The sequence below is a fragment of the Streptomyces sp. KMM 9044 genome (assembly GCF_024701375.2).
Taxonomy (GTDB): Bacteria; Actinomycetota; Actinomycetes; order Streptomycetales; family Streptomycetaceae; genus Streptomyces.
In genome coordinates this window covers 5,763,499-5,778,240 of the sequence record NZ_CP113910.1, presented here as the reverse complement: position 1 = coordinate 5,778,240, position 14,742 = coordinate 5,763,499, and the positions used below count along the sequence as shown (strand labels likewise).

Annotated in this window: 13 protein-coding genes; 5 read left to right on the top strand and 8 right to left on the bottom strand. The window is 71.6% G+C overall.

The genetic code is table 11. The features are described 5' to 3' along the window. Positions 1-147: 147 nt before the first annotated feature. The 4 genes from HUV60_RS26035 to HUV60_RS26020 form a co-directional block, all read right to left on the bottom strand. Complete coding sequence (locus tag HUV60_RS26035) at positions 148-2,142, bottom strand: TerD family protein (protein WP_257849635.1); 1,995 nt, start codon at positions 2,140-2,142, stop codon at positions 148-150. Between the two features lie 115 nt (positions 2,143-2,257). Further along, the gene (locus HUV60_RS26030; RefSeq protein WP_257849634.1) at positions 2,258-2,836 is read right to left on the bottom strand and encodes a TerD family protein; all 579 of its coding nucleotides are present in this window, start codon (positions 2,834-2,836) and stop codon (positions 2,258-2,260) included. A gap of 159 nt (positions 2,837-2,995) precedes the next feature. Beyond that, entirely contained in the window at positions 2,996-5,134 is a 2,139-nt protein-coding gene (gene uvrB, locus HUV60_RS26025; protein ID WP_257849633.1) for an excinuclease ABC subunit UvrB, read from the bottom strand. Positions 5,135-5,174: 40 nt separating this feature from the next. After that, complete coding sequence (locus HUV60_RS26020) at positions 5,175-6,047, bottom strand: MHYT domain-containing protein (protein ID WP_257849632.1); 873 nt, start codon at positions 6,045-6,047, stop codon at positions 5,175-5,177. 365 nt (positions 6,048-6,412) lie between these two features. On the opposite strand from HUV60_RS26020, the gene HUV60_RS26015 reads away from it, so the two are divergent. Continuing rightward, on the top strand, positions 6,413-7,285 hold the full coding sequence (locus tag HUV60_RS26015; protein WP_257849631.1) for a glycerophosphodiester phosphodiesterase: 873 nt from the start codon (positions 6,413-6,415) through the stop codon (positions 7,283-7,285). Between the two features lie 51 nt (positions 7,286-7,336). Beyond that, a complete protein-coding gene (locus HUV60_RS26010; RefSeq protein WP_257849630.1) occupies positions 7,337-7,891 on the top strand; it encodes a methylated-DNA--[protein]-cysteine S-methyltransferase in 555 nt (184 codons plus the stop codon). 22 nt (positions 7,892-7,913) lie between these two features. Here the strand turns inward: HUV60_RS26010 and HUV60_RS26005 are convergent, their stop codons facing one another. Further along, positions 7,914-8,372, bottom strand: a complete 459-nt coding sequence (locus HUV60_RS26005; protein ID WP_257849629.1) for a VOC family protein — start codon at positions 8,370-8,372, stop codon at positions 7,914-7,916. A gap of 100 nt (positions 8,373-8,472) precedes the next feature. Between HUV60_RS26005 and HUV60_RS26000 the strand changes: the two genes are divergently transcribed. Together HUV60_RS26000 and HUV60_RS25995 are read left to right on the top strand one after the other, a co-directional pair. Further along, entirely contained in the window at positions 8,473-9,381 is a 909-nt protein-coding gene (locus HUV60_RS26000) for a pseudouridine-5'-phosphate glycosidase (RefSeq protein WP_257849628.1), read from the top strand. A gap of 117 nt (positions 9,382-9,498) precedes the next feature. After that, positions 9,499-10,389, top strand: a complete 891-nt coding sequence (locus tag HUV60_RS25995) for a carbohydrate kinase family protein (RefSeq protein WP_257850261.1) — start codon at positions 9,499-9,501, stop codon at positions 10,387-10,389. A gap of 318 nt (positions 10,390-10,707) precedes the next feature. Here HUV60_RS25995 and HUV60_RS25990 read toward each other — a convergent pair whose 3' ends face one another. Continuing rightward, positions 10,708-11,136 carry a CBS domain-containing protein gene (locus tag HUV60_RS25990; RefSeq protein WP_257849627.1) on the bottom strand — a complete coding sequence of 143 codons (429 nt, stop codon included), beginning with the start codon at positions 11,134-11,136 and terminating at the stop codon, positions 10,708-10,710. Positions 11,137-11,245: 109 nt separating this feature from the next. Then, on the bottom strand, positions 11,246-11,878 hold the full coding sequence (locus HUV60_RS25985; RefSeq protein ID WP_257849626.1) for a uridine kinase: 633 nt from the start codon (positions 11,876-11,878) through the stop codon (positions 11,246-11,248). A 439-nt stretch (positions 11,879-12,317) separates the two neighbouring features. Between HUV60_RS25985 and HUV60_RS25980 the strand changes: the two genes are divergently transcribed. Further along, positions 12,318-13,814 carry a glutamate synthase subunit beta gene (locus tag HUV60_RS25980; protein ID WP_257849625.1) on the top strand — a complete coding sequence of 499 codons (1,497 nt, stop codon included), beginning with the start codon at positions 12,318-12,320 and terminating at the stop codon, positions 13,812-13,814. 57 nt (positions 13,815-13,871) lie between these two features. Here the strand turns inward: HUV60_RS25980 and HUV60_RS25975 are convergent, their stop codons facing one another. After that, positions 13,872-14,678, bottom strand: a complete 807-nt coding sequence (locus HUV60_RS25975) for an SAM-dependent methyltransferase (protein WP_257850260.1) — start codon at positions 14,676-14,678, stop codon at positions 13,872-13,874. Positions 14,679-14,742 lie beyond the last annotated feature (64 nt).

Sequence of the window (14,742 nt, the reverse complement as noted above, 5' to 3'; positions counted from 1 at the left end):
AAAACTTTACCCTCATCACCAAGGTTTGGTAAAGAGCGAGGTAAAAGAAACCCCAAGGGCCCAGTTGGGAGGCGGTCTTACGGAGACATGGTCCAAGAGGTGGGACACCACTGCGGCGGTTGTGGACGCACGGTCACGGGTTCCCGGTCAGGGCCGCCGTGCCCGTCGGGCCTCGGCGACCCGGGTGAGCACCTGCTGGAGAACCTGGCTGCCCGGCGGCAGGAGCGGAGGCTCGTACGTCCAGGCGTGTCCGACCCACGGATCGGCCAGATGACTGCCGGCCACCGGGGTCAGCCGCAGCAGGGAACGCCACAGGGGGTCGAGCAGCGGGCCGTATCCGGAGGACTCCTCACGGTCGGCGACCATCATCAGGTGGACGCCGGAGGACGGGCCCTCGTCGGCGAGGTAGCGCAGTTGGTTCACGGCACGGTCGTCGAAACCGTGCGGGAAGTCGTTGACGATCAGCAGCTGCTGGGAGGTGTCGAAGCCGGGCGGCAGCGAGTCGGCCGCTGAGCCACGCAGCGCCATCTGCACCAGGTCGACGCGCCGGGTGAGCCGGCCCAGGACATCCGTGACGCCCGCGGCACCCTGGGCGGGCGGGGCCGCCAGCACACCGTTGCGCGTCAGCGGCACCAGCGGCTGCGTGCCCGCCCCGGCCGGGTCGACGACGTGCACGGTGAATTCGCCCGCCGGATAGACCGCGAGCAGGCGTGCCGCGTGTGCCACCGCCGCCTCCACGGCGAGACGCCGCATGTCGTGGGCGTCGGTGAACAACTCGTCCAGGGCCTCGGTCCGGCCGCTGTCGATCCACAGGCCGCGCTCCAGCGGCAGCCGGAGCAGCATCGGGATGCGGATCCGGTCGGCCTCGGGCAGCCGGAGGTCGCCCAGGCGCAGCGCCATGGGAATCTCCATCGGTACCCGGTAGGCGCACCAGACGGGGTTGTCCCAGCGGGCGTACGCCGCGGGCAGGGCGGGTTCGACGACCCCGGCCTCGGCGGCGAGCTGGGCGAGGTCGCGGTCGAGGGCCTCCCTCGCCCGGTCGACGAGCTGGGCCTGCCGGGCTCTGGCCACCTCGCGCGCCGCGTCGCCCTGGCCGCCGATCCGGTTGCGCGGGTCGGACAGGACCTGCTCCAGCTCCTTGTCCATGCGGGACTCGGCGAAATCGACGGCACTGCGGTAGGCGGCGGTGGTGCGGGCCAGGTCCTCGAACATGCCCCAGACCTGGTTGTAGAGGCGCTCCTCCATGGACCAGCCGGTCGCGTCGCCCGCGACGGGCTGCGCGGGCTGTCCCGGCGGGGCCTGGGGCGCGGTCGGCGGGGCGGTACTCTGCCGGCGGGGATGGCTGTAGTCGATGGGGCCGCCGACGGTCGTCGTGGACGGATCCGCGGCTCCTCCGGGGCAGGCCGGCTGTGGTCCCCCCTGGCCCGGCGGCCCGGTCGGCTGCCCACCGTACGCGGGCGGCACGGGGCCGGGGGCGCCCGGGGGTGCGGTGCCGCCGGCCTGGTCGGGGTGGCGGGCCGGAGTGGCCGCCCGGCGGGAACGGTCGCCTTCGGAAGGGCGGGGCGGGGGCGCCTGCACGGAGCGGGCCAGGCCCCGGGCGACCACTTCCTCGATGCTGCCCGCGAGCTGCCGTGCCTGGGGCAGGGCCTGGTCGGTGAGAAGCTCGGCCAGGCCGCCTGCGTATCCCTGACCGACCGCGCGCACCTTCCAGGCCCCCTGGCGCCGGTAGAGCTCCAGGGCGACGACGGCCGTCTCGGCTTCCAGGCCGGTGATGGTGTAGCTGGCCACCTCGGTGCCGTCCAGCCCGGTGACCGCGACGAAGGGTGCGGCGACGGCGCCGAAGCGGGTGGGGCCCTGGCCGGCGGGGGCGGGCAGGGCGAGCAGCACACCGACGCGGTGGACCGCGTCGGCCAGGGCGTCCAGGTCCACCGCGAGCCGGTGGTCGGCCGCGGCCTGCCGTGACACCTCCAGACCGGGCTGGGTGGGCGAGCCCGGGTGGGCCACCCACTCCATCCCGTGGATCCTGCCGTTCTCGTCGCCGAGCGCGGCCGCGGTCACGACCGGCGTGCCGGCCGAGACCCGGATCTCGAGACGGGACCGGGAGAGCGGGTGGTTCTGTCCCCGCACCAGCTCAGCCGTCATCGCCCTCTTCCCCCTGTGTCGCGTGTGTCGCTCGTGTTCTGCCGTGCGTGACGTACCGCTGGTGACGCGCTGCCCGCCGCGTCGCCTGCGGTGGTCCGGGGGCCGCTCTGGACGCTCAGAGCACCGGCAGGATCGCCGGCATCAGGTCCTGGAAGGTGCGGCCGTTGGCCGGGTTGCCGAGGGCCGTCATCGTCCAGCCCGTGCCCGAGCGGTGCACCTTCGCCATCAGCTGGGCCGTGTAGGAGCCGCCGCCGGCCAGCGTGTAGCGGGCGAGCTCCTCACCGTTGGTCTCGTCGACGAGACGGCAGAACGCGTTCTGCACCTCCTGGAAGGTCTGGCCCGTGAAGGAGTTCACGGTGAAGACGATCTGGTCGATGTGGACCGGGACACGGGACAGGTCGACGAGAATGGCCTCGTCGTCGCCGCCCTGGCCGACGCCGCCGACGAGGTTGTCGCCGGTGTGGCGCACGGAGCCGTCGTCGCTCACCAGGTGGCGGAAGAAGACGACGTCGACCGGCTGCTTGTCGGCGAACAGGACTGCGGAGGCGTCCAGGTCGATCTCCCGGGTACGCGAGCCGAACAGGCCGCGGCGGGGGGCCGCCTGCCAGCCGAGACCCATACGGACCGCAGTCAGGCTGCCGCCGTCGTTCTTCTGCAGACTGATGGCCTGACCCTTGGTCATGTTGACGGTCACGCGCTGATTCCCCTCTCGGACTTCCCCTGTTGCCGCGAAACCGCGGATGCTCAGAACCCTACGCAGGAGAACTGACAGTGACGCACCCCGGTCCGCACTTTGTGTCGGTCTTGCAACACAGCCCGTGCCGGACGGACGCCGTGCCGGAACGCGGCGCCGTCAGGACAGGCCCGCCTCCCGCATCTGCCGCAACTCCTTCTTCATCTCGGACACCTCGTCGCGCAGCCGGGCGGCGATCTCGAACTGCAGGTCGGCGGCGGCGGCCCGCATCCGCGCGGTGAGCTCCTCGATCTGCTCGGCGAGCTCAGCCGCGGGCCGGTCGGTGGGTACCGGTCCGGCGCCCTTGGCCCTGGCCTTCGCGCCCTTGGCCGTCTTGGTACCGAGCGCGGGCACGGGGGCTTTGGCCCCGCCGCCGTCCTTCTTGGCCTGTCGGTAGCCGGAGCCCAGCAGCTGCTCGGTGTCGATGTCCTCGCGGGCGATCTGGGAGACGATGTCGTTGATCTTCTTGCGGAGCGGCTGGGGGTCGATGCCCTTCGCCCGGTTGTAGGCGACCTGCTTCTCCCTGCGGCGGTTGGTCTCGTCGATGGCCTTCTCCATCGACGGGGTGATCTTGTCCGCGTACATGTGGACCTGGCCGGAGACGTTGCGCGCCGCGCGGCCGATGGTCTGGATCAGGGAAGTGCCCGAGCGCAGGAAGCCCTCCTTGTCTGCGTCGAGGATCGCCACCAGGGACACCTCGGGCAGGTCGAGGCCCTCACGCAGCAGGTTGATGCCGACGAGGACGTCGTACTCGCCGCTGCGCAGCTCCCGGAGCAGCTCGACACGGCGCAGGGTGTCGACGTCGCTGTGGAGGTAGCGCACCTGGATGCCGAGTTCGAGGAAGTAGTCGGTGAGGTCCTCGGCCATCTTCTTGGTGAGCGTGGTCACCAGGACGCGCTCGTCCTTCTCGACGCGCGAGCGGATCTCGTGCACCAGGTCGTCGATCTGGCCCTCGGTGGGCTTGACGACGACCTCGGGGTCGACCAGGCCGGTGGGGCGGATGATCTGCTCCACGACGCCGTCCGACCGGGAGAGCTCGTACTGGCCGGGGGTGGCCGACAGGTACACGGCCTGGCCGATGCGCTCCTGGAACTCCTCCCATTTCAGCGGGCGGTTGTCCAGGGCGGAGGGGAGACGGAAGCCGTGGTCGACGAGGGTGCGCTTGCGGGAGGCGTCGCCCTCGTACATGGCTCCGATCTGGGGCACGGTCACGTGGGACTCGTCGATGACCAGGAGGAAGTCGTCGGGGAAGTAGTCCATCAGGGTGTTCGGCGGGGAACCGGGCAGGCGGCCGTCGAAGTGCATCGAGTAGTTCTCGACGCCGGAGCAGCTGCCGATCTGGCGGAGCATCTCGAGGTCGTAGGTGGTGCGCATCCGCAGACGCTGGGCCTCCAGGAGCTTGCCCTGCTTCTCCAGCTCGGCGAGGCGGCCGGTGAGCTCCTTCTCGATGTCGCCCACGGCCCGCTCCATCCGCTCGGGGCCGGCGACGTAGTGGGAGGCCGGGAAGATGTACAGCTGCTGGTCGTCGCTGATGATCTCACCGGTGACCGGGTGGAGCGTGGAGAGCGCCTCGATCTCGTCCCCGAACATCTCGATGCGGACGGCGAGCTCCTCGTAGACCGGGAAGATCTCGATGGTGTCGCCGCGGACGCGGAAGGTGCCCCGGGTGAAGGCCAGGTCGTTGCGCGTGTACTGGATGTCCACGAAGCGGCGCAGCAACTCGTCCCGGTCGAACTCCTCGCCGACGCGGAGCGGCACCATGCGGTCCACGTACTCCTGCGGGGTGCCGAGACCGTAGATGCAGGAGACCGAGGCCACCACGACGACGTCACGGCGGGTGAGCAGCGAGTTGGTCGCGGAGTGGCGCAGCCGCTCGACCTCCTCGTTGACCGAGGAGTCCTTCTCGATGTAGGTGTCCGACTGCGGGACGTACGCCTCGGGTTGGTAGTAGTCGTAGTACGAGACGAAGTACTCGACCGCGTTGTTCGGCAGCAGCTCACGGAACTCGTTGGCCAGCTGGGCGGCCAGGGTCTTGTTCGGCGCCATGACCAGGGTGGGGCGCTGGAGTTTTTCGATCATCCACGCGGTGGTGGCGGACTTGCCGGTGCCGGTCGCGCCCAGGAGGACGGCGTCCTTCTCGCCGGCTTCGATACGCCGGGCGAGATCGGCGATGGCCGTCGGCTGGTCGCCGCCGGGTTGGTAGGGGCTGACGACCTCGAAGGGCGCCACCGTGCGTTCGATCTGGGAAACGGGCCGCATGCCACCCACCGTACGGCCCCCCACTGACAAGGGGTCCCGGTCAGCGTTTCTGCGGGGTGCGGGTGCGGTGCTCGACCGGGCCGCGGGCACGCAGTCGCAGGCGCGTCGGGTGCGTCGAGGAGGAGTGGTGCCAGGGGTGGGCGGGGATGCCGGGCTTGTGTTCGACGGGTGCGGGGCCGGGCCGTCCCATGATCACCAACGGGTCGAAGATCACCACGATGCCGGCCAGGACCAGGAGGGCGAGCGGCCCGAGCATCATGGGCGCGAGCAGGGCGGCTGCGGATTCTCCCGTGGTGGGATCTGCCGTCCCGTGGATGTGGATCTCCAGGGCCGCCATGCCGGTGTAGTGCATGCCGGTGACCGCGAGGCCCATGACAAGGCTCGCGCCCACGCTCCACAGGAAACCCCTGGCCTGTGCGGCCGCCCACAGGGCGGCGGTCGCGGCGGCCATGGCGACGGCGACGGACGCGGCGACGGTGAGGGTGTTGTACTCCAGCCGCCCGTCGAGGCTCATGCTGGCCATGCCCAGGTAGTGCATGGAGGCGATGCCGAGGCCGGTGATGGTGCCGCCGGTGAACAGGGCCGTTCCGGTGGCACCCCGGTAGCCGACGATGAAGATCCCGGTACCCACCATGACGACGGCGACGGCGAGACTGGCGAACGTCATCACGCGGTCGTAGTGGATCGGCGTGCTCTCGATCGTGAAGCCCATCATCGCGACGAAGTGCATCGTCCATATGCCGGATCCGATGGCCGCCGAGCCCAGGGCGAGCCAGCCAGGGCGCCACGACCCGGCCATGACGAGCGGCCGGGTGGCGCATCTGAGCCCCAGGGCGCCACCGAGGCAGGCCATGAGGAAGGCCGCCACTGGTGTGACCAGACCGTAGCTGAATCCGTCGACCGTGCTCTGCATGCGCGGCTGCCCTTCCCACCCTTTGCGTCCCGGAATTCCCGGTTGTGAACCCCCTCCCAGGACCGCGCCGACGGTCAGGGTTGACGCAGAGAGTATGACCTCACCGGAATGGTTCAACGACTATCGGGCAAAGAAACACGCCCTTGCCTCACTTGTGCGGCTCCGGCGTGCACAGTTGGGCAAGCCTGTTCACTCTGTGGTCATTCTGCGCACACTCTCCGTCGATTCTCTGCTGTCACAGTTGAGCTGCCCGTGATATCTCGACGCAGGACGATGATCCGACCGCCCTGGCGTCACCCACCCACCCGCCCGGCGGTGATCCGCCTGCCGGACGACGACCCGACCGCTCGACGCGAGGAGTACGCATGCACACGCACACCGTTGTCGCCTCGGCCACCGCGCTCCTGGGAGCCGCCGCCCTCCTGCTTTCCCCCTCCCCCGCACATGGCGCCGGCAGTGGCGCGCTCCCCCTGGTCGTCGCCCACCGGGGCGCCTCCGGATACGCACCTGAAAACACTCTTCCGGCCGTCGACACGGCTGCCGGGCTCGGCATCGACTGGGTGGAGAACGACGTCCAGCGCACCAGGGACGGCGAACTCGTCGTCCTGCACGACGACAGCCTGGCGCGCACCACGGACGTCGAGGAGGTCTTCCCCGGCCGGTCGCCCTGGAAGGTGAAGGACTTCACCGCGGCGGAGATCGCCCGGCTCGACGCGGGCAGCTGGTTCGGTCCCGCCTTCGCGGGCACGCGCGTGCCGACGCTGGAGCAGTTCGTCCGAAGGGTCGAGCGACACGGCCAGAAGCTGCTCCTGGAGATCAAGAACCCCCGGCTGTACCCCGGCATCGAGAGCGAGACCCTGAAAACCCTGAGCAACGAGGGGTGGCTCGACCGCGCGCATCTGGAGACCCGGCTGGTCGTGCAGAGCTTCAGCGCGGACAGCGTGCGGACCGTGCACGAGCTGAAACCCGGGGTGAGGACCGGCTTCCTCGGTGCGCCTCCCGTGAAGGACCTGCCCGCGTACGCGGACTTCGCCGACCAGATCAACCCCTCGCACACCTCCCTGTCCGTCGGCTACGTCGCCGCCGTCCAGGGCTTCGAGGGACCGCACGGCAAGCCTCTGGAGGTCCTCACCTGGACGGTGGACGAGGCGACCGCGGCCCGGCGGGCCGCCGGGTTCGGTGTCGACGGGATCATCACCAACAAGCCCGACGTGGTGCGGAACGCGGTGGGCGGCTGATCTCTGCTCCCCTTCGGAGGGTTGTCGGTGGCGGGTCGTACGGTAGGGCGCATGGACAGCCATGGGCAGTACGAACAGCGGGTCGTGTGGGCCGTCGTCGGCACCGGCATCGGTCCTCTGCTGCTGGCCGCGACCCGTGAGGGCCTGGTCAGCGTCGTGTTCCACGCCACGGACGAGGTCCGCGACAGCGCGCTGGAGCGGCTGGCGTCCCGGCTCGGCAGCAAGCCCGCCGAGGATCCCGGTTCCCCGCTGCTCACCGAGGCGATACACCAGGTCGAGGCGTACTTCGCGGGTGAGCGGCGCGCTTTCGACCTGCCCCTGGACTGGTCGCTGATCTCCGGCTTCAGCCGGGAGGTCCTGCGCGAGCTGGCCGCCGGCGTGCCGTACGGCACGGTCGTGGGGTACGGCGATCTGGCCGGGCGGGTCGGCCGGCCGGAAGGCGCCCAGGCCGTCGGCGCGGCGATGGGCGCGAATCCCCTGCCCGTGGTCGTGCCCTGTCACCGGGTCGTGGAGAGCGACGGCGGCATCGGCGGCTTCGGGGGCGGGCTGGAGGCCAAACGCCGGCTGCTCGCCCTGGAGGGCGTGCTGCCGGACCCCTTGTTCTGACCACCGGGCCCGGTCGCGCGGGTCAGCCGTAGTGCCGCGCTTCGAACACGTTTCCGTCGGGGTCGCGGAAGTAGAAACTGCGCCTGGCTGGTCCGCGTGCGCCGAAGGAGCCGTGCGAGAGCTCCGTCATGGGTACGGACTGTTCCTCGAGGCGGCTGCGGAGGGCGTCGAAGTCGTCCGCGGGCAGGGACAGGCAGACGTGGTTGACGGGGTGGCCGGAGGCTTCGGCGGCGCCGGGCAGCATCGTCATGCGTTCCGCCATGGCGAGCGGCATGAGGTCGAGAATGGTCTCCTCGTTGACCCGTACCGAGGGGAAGGGCGCCTCCCCCACGGAGAAGTCGGCGAGCCTGACCGTTTCCAGGCCGACCGCCTTCTCGTAGAATCCGGCGGCCTCGATCGGATCGCGCACCCAGAGGACGACGTGGTCGAGACGTGCCGTGTTCCCGGTCGTGGGTTTCTGCGTCATGGGTTTCTGCGTCATGGGTCCCAGGCTCCGCGAGATCCGTGGTGGCCCGCAAGGTGTTTGACCGGCTGCCCGACCCGCCAGGGATGAGGGAGGAGCGACAGACGGGAGACGGCGCGTGAGCCCTACGGTGTCCGAAGAGGTACGGGAGGCGATCGCCGCCCGCCGACCGGTGGTGGCCCTGGAGTCCACGATCATCGCGCACGGGCTGCCCCGGCCGCGCAGTCTCCGGGTGGCGAGGGAGCTGGAGGCGGTGGTGCGGCGGGAGGGCGCCGTGCCCGCCACGGTCGCCGTGCTGGACGGGCAGCCCCGGGTCGGCCTGGACGAGGAGCAGCTGGAGCGGATCGCCCATGAGGACGGCATCCGCAAGCTCGGCCATCGCGACCTGCCGCTCGCGGTGGCGTCCGGGGCGAGCGGTGCCACCACGGTGTCGGCCACCGCCCTGCTGGCCGCGCTCGCGGGCGTACGGGTGTTCGCGACCGGCGGGCTCGGTGGCGTGCACCGTGAGTGGACGGTGACCCAGGACGAGTCGGCCGACCTCGGACTGCTGGCGCGGACCAGAATCACCGTGGTGTGCGCGGGCGTGAAGTCGATCCTGGACGTACCTGCGACGCTGCAGCGGCTGGAGACCCTGGGGGTCGCGGTCGCCGGGTACGGCACGGACCGCTTCCCCGGCTTCTATCTGTCGGACTCCGGGCACCCCGTGGACTGGCGGCTGGACGCGCCGGAGCAGGTGGCGGAGGTGATGCGGGCGCAGGACGCCCTGGGCGGAGCCGAGTCGGCGCTGATCGTGGCCCATCCCGTGCCTGAGGACGAGCAGTTGGACCCCGGGCTGCACGCGCGGGTGCTCGACGAGGCGCTGCGCGCGTGCGAGGAGGAGTGCGTCACCGGTCAGGCGGTCACTCCGTTCCTGCTCGACCACCTGGTACGGCACACCGACGGTGCGTCCCTCGCCGCCAACCTGGCGGCGGTCCGGGGCAACGTACGGCTGGCGGCCCGCATCGCGACGGCCTGGACCGGGGCGTGAGGAGGCGTGACGGCGGTAATCCCGGGTGACGGGGGCGGCGACGCCGTCGGGGCGGAGCGTGCGACGGAGACGGCCGGCGCACGCTCCGGCGCGGGTGCCCGTGCCCGGTCCGGCGCGCTGCTGGTCATCGGTGACGTCATCACCGATGTGGTCGCCCGGCACCGGGGGCCGCTCGCCCCGGGTACGGACACCGTGGCGGCGATCCGGACGGTGCCCGGCGGCGCGGGAGCCAATGTGGCCTGCTGGGCTGCGTGCTGGGGCGACGCGGAGGTGCGGCTGCTCGGACGGGTGGGCGAGGACGCGGCGGCGTGGCACACCCGGGAACTGGCCGCCTGCGGGGTGCGTCCCCTGCTGGTGGTCGATCCACAGGCGCCCACCGGGAGCGTGATCTGTCTGGTCGACGAGGGCGCGGCGGCCGAGCGGACCTTCCTCACCGACAGTGGCGCCTCGCTGCGGCTCGGACCCGCTGACTGGTCGGACGCGCTGCTGGACGGGGTGGCCCGTCTGCACCTGTCGGGCTATCTGCTGTTCGGCGAACCGGGCCGGGCGCTCGTGGCAGAGGCTCTGACGGCGGCACGCGCACGTGGAGTGCCGGTGAGCGTGGATCCGGCGTCGGCCGGTTTCCTCGCGCAGCTGGGCGCCGACCGGTTCCTGTCCCTCGTCGAGGGTGTGGACATCCTGCTGCCCAGCCGGGACGAGGCGTACCTGCTCACGGGGTTGTCCGGGGCTGCGGACGCGGCGGCGCGGCTGAGCCGGCGGGTTCCGCTGGTCGTGTCCAAACAAGGAGCCGAGGGTGCGCTGCTGGCCCGGGCCGGCCAAGTGTGCGTCCGCGTTCCCGCCGTAGCGGCGACACCCCGGGACAGCACGGGCGCCGGCGACGCCTTCACGGGCGCGTTCCTCACCGCCCTCATGGCGGGCGCCGACCCGGAGCATGCGGCGGCCGAGGGGTGCAGGGCGGGTGCGCTGGCCGTGCGTCAGGAGGGAGGCCGCCCGCCGCGACCGGCCTGACGGCCTCGTCCGACCTCCGACCTCCGACCTCCGACCTCCGACCTCCGACGGACCGTGGTCTCGGGCTTGCGTCCCGCGTCCCCGGGCAGGGTCGGGCCATACGTCTCCAGGCCGAGACCACAAGGGTCGTCGCCAGATCCAGGTGCCGCGGCGACGGCGGCGAGGTGGCGGCCGATGTCCTGCAGCTAGGCCGGCGGTACGGCTACGGCACGGTCATCGGCGTCGTACCCGTCGCGTGTCCGCTGCCGTACCGGTTCTTCCGGCGCAGCCGTCGGCTCCGACACCCACCGCCGCACGGCTCGGTGCAACGGTGCGCGTTCAGCCGGACGGGGTCCTGGCGTAGACGTGCTCCGCCCAGGTGGCGATCTGGCCGTCCGTCAGGTGCTGGGCGAGATCGGCCTCGCTGATCATGCCGACCAGACGCTTGTCCTCGATGACGGGGAGCCGGCGGATGCGGTGTGTCTGCATCTCTCGGAGGACCTCGTCGACGTCGGCGTCCGCCCCGATCCAGCGCGGTGTGCCCTTGGCCATCTCCCCCGCTGTGACCCTGGCCGGATCGTGGCCCATGGCCACGCAGCCGACGACGATGTCGCGGTCGGTGAGGATGCCGCACAGGCGCTCGTTCTCGTCGCTGATGGGCAGCGCGCCGACGTTCAGGTCTCGCATCAGCTGAGCGGCGCGGTCGACCGTCTCGTGGGCGGGGATCCACTGGGCGCCGCGGTGCATGATGTCTCCGGCGGTGGTCATGAGGTACCTCCCGGTGCCGGACGGCCGGCGCGGCGCGGGGCGCACCGCGAGTACCGGCGCCCTTCATTGTCGTCGTGTGGCCGGGGCCCCGCACCTTCGCCCGTACGGCTCAGCCGTGCCACGCCGGATGGCGGGGGTCGTCGGCGCGTACCAGGACGTCGGCGGTGCAGGCCGGGTCGGTCTCCCGCTCGTAGCGTTCGAAGGCGGGCAGGGTCCAGTGCCCGTCCTCGGGGGTGCGGCGGCGCAGGGCGCCCGGGGAGAGCGAGACGTGGACGCTCAGGTCGAAGGGGAACCGGTGCCGCAGGAGGAGCGGGCCGTGCAGCAGCAGTACGCCGCCGGGCGGGAGCGGGACGTAGGGGCTGCGGGTGGCGCGGTCGGTGACCGGGTCCCACAGGTCGGGCAGGACCCGTCCGTTCCCGCCGGGTTCGAGAGGCCCGAACACCTCGCGCCGGAGGGCACCGGTGTCGTACCAGCCGGCGTAGTACGACTCCACGTCCTGGTGACCGTACTCCAGCCGGACCGAGGCGGGGCGCAGGAAACCCTCGGCGCTCACGACGACGGATGCGCGTCCGCGGACGCGCAGGGCGTCTGCGACCCGTCCGGCGAGGCCTTCGGGACCGGCGGCCGGGGCACCGTCGAAGGCGACACGCGGCCAGGGGCCGCCGTCGGACGTCTTCAGCCTCGCCACACGCCCGGCGAGGAGGTCGCCGAGCCGGTCCCAGGTGATCGCTTCGAATCGCACACCGCCATGATGCGCCGGCCTGCTGGACGCCCGCGTGTGGCCCCGCGACGCTCGGCCATGGGTACCGCGCCCGGGTCCGGCTTCACTGGTGGTGACGGTGGCCGCCGGGAGGGTTCCCGGTCGGGGACGGGTGGGAGCTGGCGACGTGACGGACGGACCGCACTTCGTGCTGACGGTGTCTCACCTGACGACCCGGACGTCGCGGAAAGCGCCGTGGGCGGCCTGCACGCGGGCACGAGCAGTCGTATCGTGGAGGAGAATGCCGGGCTCCGGAGAGCGCCCGGCCCGCAGCACCACATCCGGAGCGCCGGTCCGGAGAGACGAGAGACACCGGGGAGAAAGCCACCCCCGGCCCGCAGGAGTGCGTGCCGTCCGACCGTGAACGGCGCGGCCGCTCGTGCACGCAGGAAAGAACGCGCATACAAGGAAGACGGCTGCCATGGCCGATCCCAAGGGGTTCCTGACCACGCCGCGCCAGGACTGGCCGCGCAGGCCCGTCGGGGAACGGGTCCGGGACTGGAACGAGGTCCACGTCCCCGGCGCGCTGCTGCCCATCGTCGGTGCGCAGGCCGACCGCTGCATGGACTGCGGTGTCCCCTTCTGCCACGACGCCTGCCCGCTGGGCAATCTGATCCCCGACTGGAACGACCTGGTCGCGCGCGACGACTGGTGGGCCGCGGCGGAGCGGCTGCACGCGACCAACAACTTCCCCGAGTTCACCGGCAGACTGTGCCCGGCGCCCTGCGAGGCGGGATGTGTGCTCGCCATCAACCAGCCCGCCGTGACCATCAAGAACGTCGAGTGCGCCATAGCCGACCGGGCCTGGGAGGAGGGCTTCGCCGGGCCGGTTCCGCCGGACCGGCTCTCCGGCCGGACGGTCGCCGTGATCGGTTCGGGCCCCACCGGACTGGCCGCGGCCCAGCAGCTGACCCGGGCGGGCCACACGGTCGCCGTGTACGAGCGGGACGACCGGATCGGCGGGCTGATGCGGTACGGCATCCCCGAGTTCAAGATGGAGAAACGTCATCTGGAGCGACGCATCGGGCAGATGCGGGCCGAGGGCACGAAGTTCCGTACGTCCACGACGGTCGGGCGCGATGTCGACGCCGCCGGGCTGCGGGCGCGTTACGACGCCGTGGTGATCGCCACCGGGGCGACCGCGTGGCGCGAACTGGACCTCCCGGGAAGGGAACTGACCGGTGTTCACCAGGCCATGGAATATCTGCCGCTCGCCAACCGGGTGTGCGAGGGGGACCTGGAGGCCTCCCCGCTGTCCGCCCTGGGCAGGGACGTCGTCATCGTCGGGGGCGGTGACACGGGCTCCGACTGTCTGGGCACGGCCGTGCGGGAGGGGGCCACGTCCGTGACGCAGCTGGACATCTACGGCCGCCCGGGCGGCGAGCGCGACGAGGCCACCGAGCCCTGGCCGACGTACCCGAAGCTGTACCGGCTGTCCGCCTCGCACGAGGAGGCCGGTGCACTGCGGACGGCGCCGGAGGCGGCCGAGGACTCGGACGCACGGCTGTTCGCGGCGTCCACGCTGCGTCTCACCGGCGACGCGGACGGGCGGGTGCGGGCGTTGCACCTGGCCGGGGTGGACGCACAGCGCCGCCCTCTGCCGGGCACCGAGCGGGTGCTGCCCGCCGGCCTCGTCCTCCTCGCGCTCGGCTTCTTCGGCCCCGACCGGGCGGACGGGCTCGTCGCCGGGCTCGGTCTGGAGCTGGAGCCGCGCGGCACGATCGCGCGCGACGCCGGCTTCGCCACGAACGTGCCGGGCGTGTTCGCGGCCGGGGACGCCGCCCGCGGCCAGTCGCTGATCGTGTGGGCGATCGCCGAGGGCCGGGCGGTGGCGGCGGCCGTCGACCGTCACCTGACCGACGGCACCACCCGGCTCCCGTCCCCCATCGGCCCGTACGACCGTCCGATGACGGCGTGACGCACACCGACGGGGAACGCCCACCCCTCACCCTCGGTGCCCTCGCCCCGCCCGGACCTACGCCTTGCGCCCGACCGCCCCGTACCCCGGGATCACCCCGTCGTCCTGACCGGGAACGGGCTCGCCCAGTTCGGGGTGCCACAACTGGGGCACCTGGATGCCGGGATCGACCAGTTCGAGGCCGTCGAAGAGGCGGGTGAACTCCTCGCGGGAGCGCAGGGCCAGGTTGACACCCGCGGCCTTGAGCTTCTCGGTGGCCGCCCTGGATTCCTCGGGAGTGAAGTCGGACGTCGCATGGGAGATCACGAGGTAGCTGCCGGAGGGCAGATCGGCGAGCAGCCGGCCGACCAGCTCGTGGGCGCCGTCCTCGTCGGAGATGAAGTGCAGCAGCGCGATGAGGGAGACCGCGACCGGCCGGTCGAAGTCGAGGATCTTCCGCGCGCCCTCCAGGATACTCTCCGGCTCACGCACATCGCCCTGGAGGTACTCGGTCACCCCCTCGTCGGTGCCGCGCAGCAGCGCGCCGGCGTGGGCCAGCACGATCGGGTCGTTGTCGCAGTAGACGACGCGCACGTCAGGTGCGATGCCCTGGGCGATCTGGTGGAGGTTGGGCTCGGTGGGGATGCCGGTGCCGATGTCGAGGAACTGGCGTACACCCTGGCCGGTGAGCCAGCGCGTGGCGCGCTGCATGAAGGCGCGGTTCACCCGCGCCATCACGGGCACCCTCGGGTCGAGGGCGAGCATTTGCCGGCCCATGGCCTCGTCGACGGGGTAGTTGTCCTTGCCTCCGAGGTACCAGTCGTACATCCGCGCGGTGTGCGGCTTGCTCGTGTCGATCTCGACGGGGTGCTGCTGCCCGGTCATGACGAACTCCGTAAGTGTCTGCAACTGTTAGTGATCAATTTCAGTGCCGAGCCAGTGTGGTGAG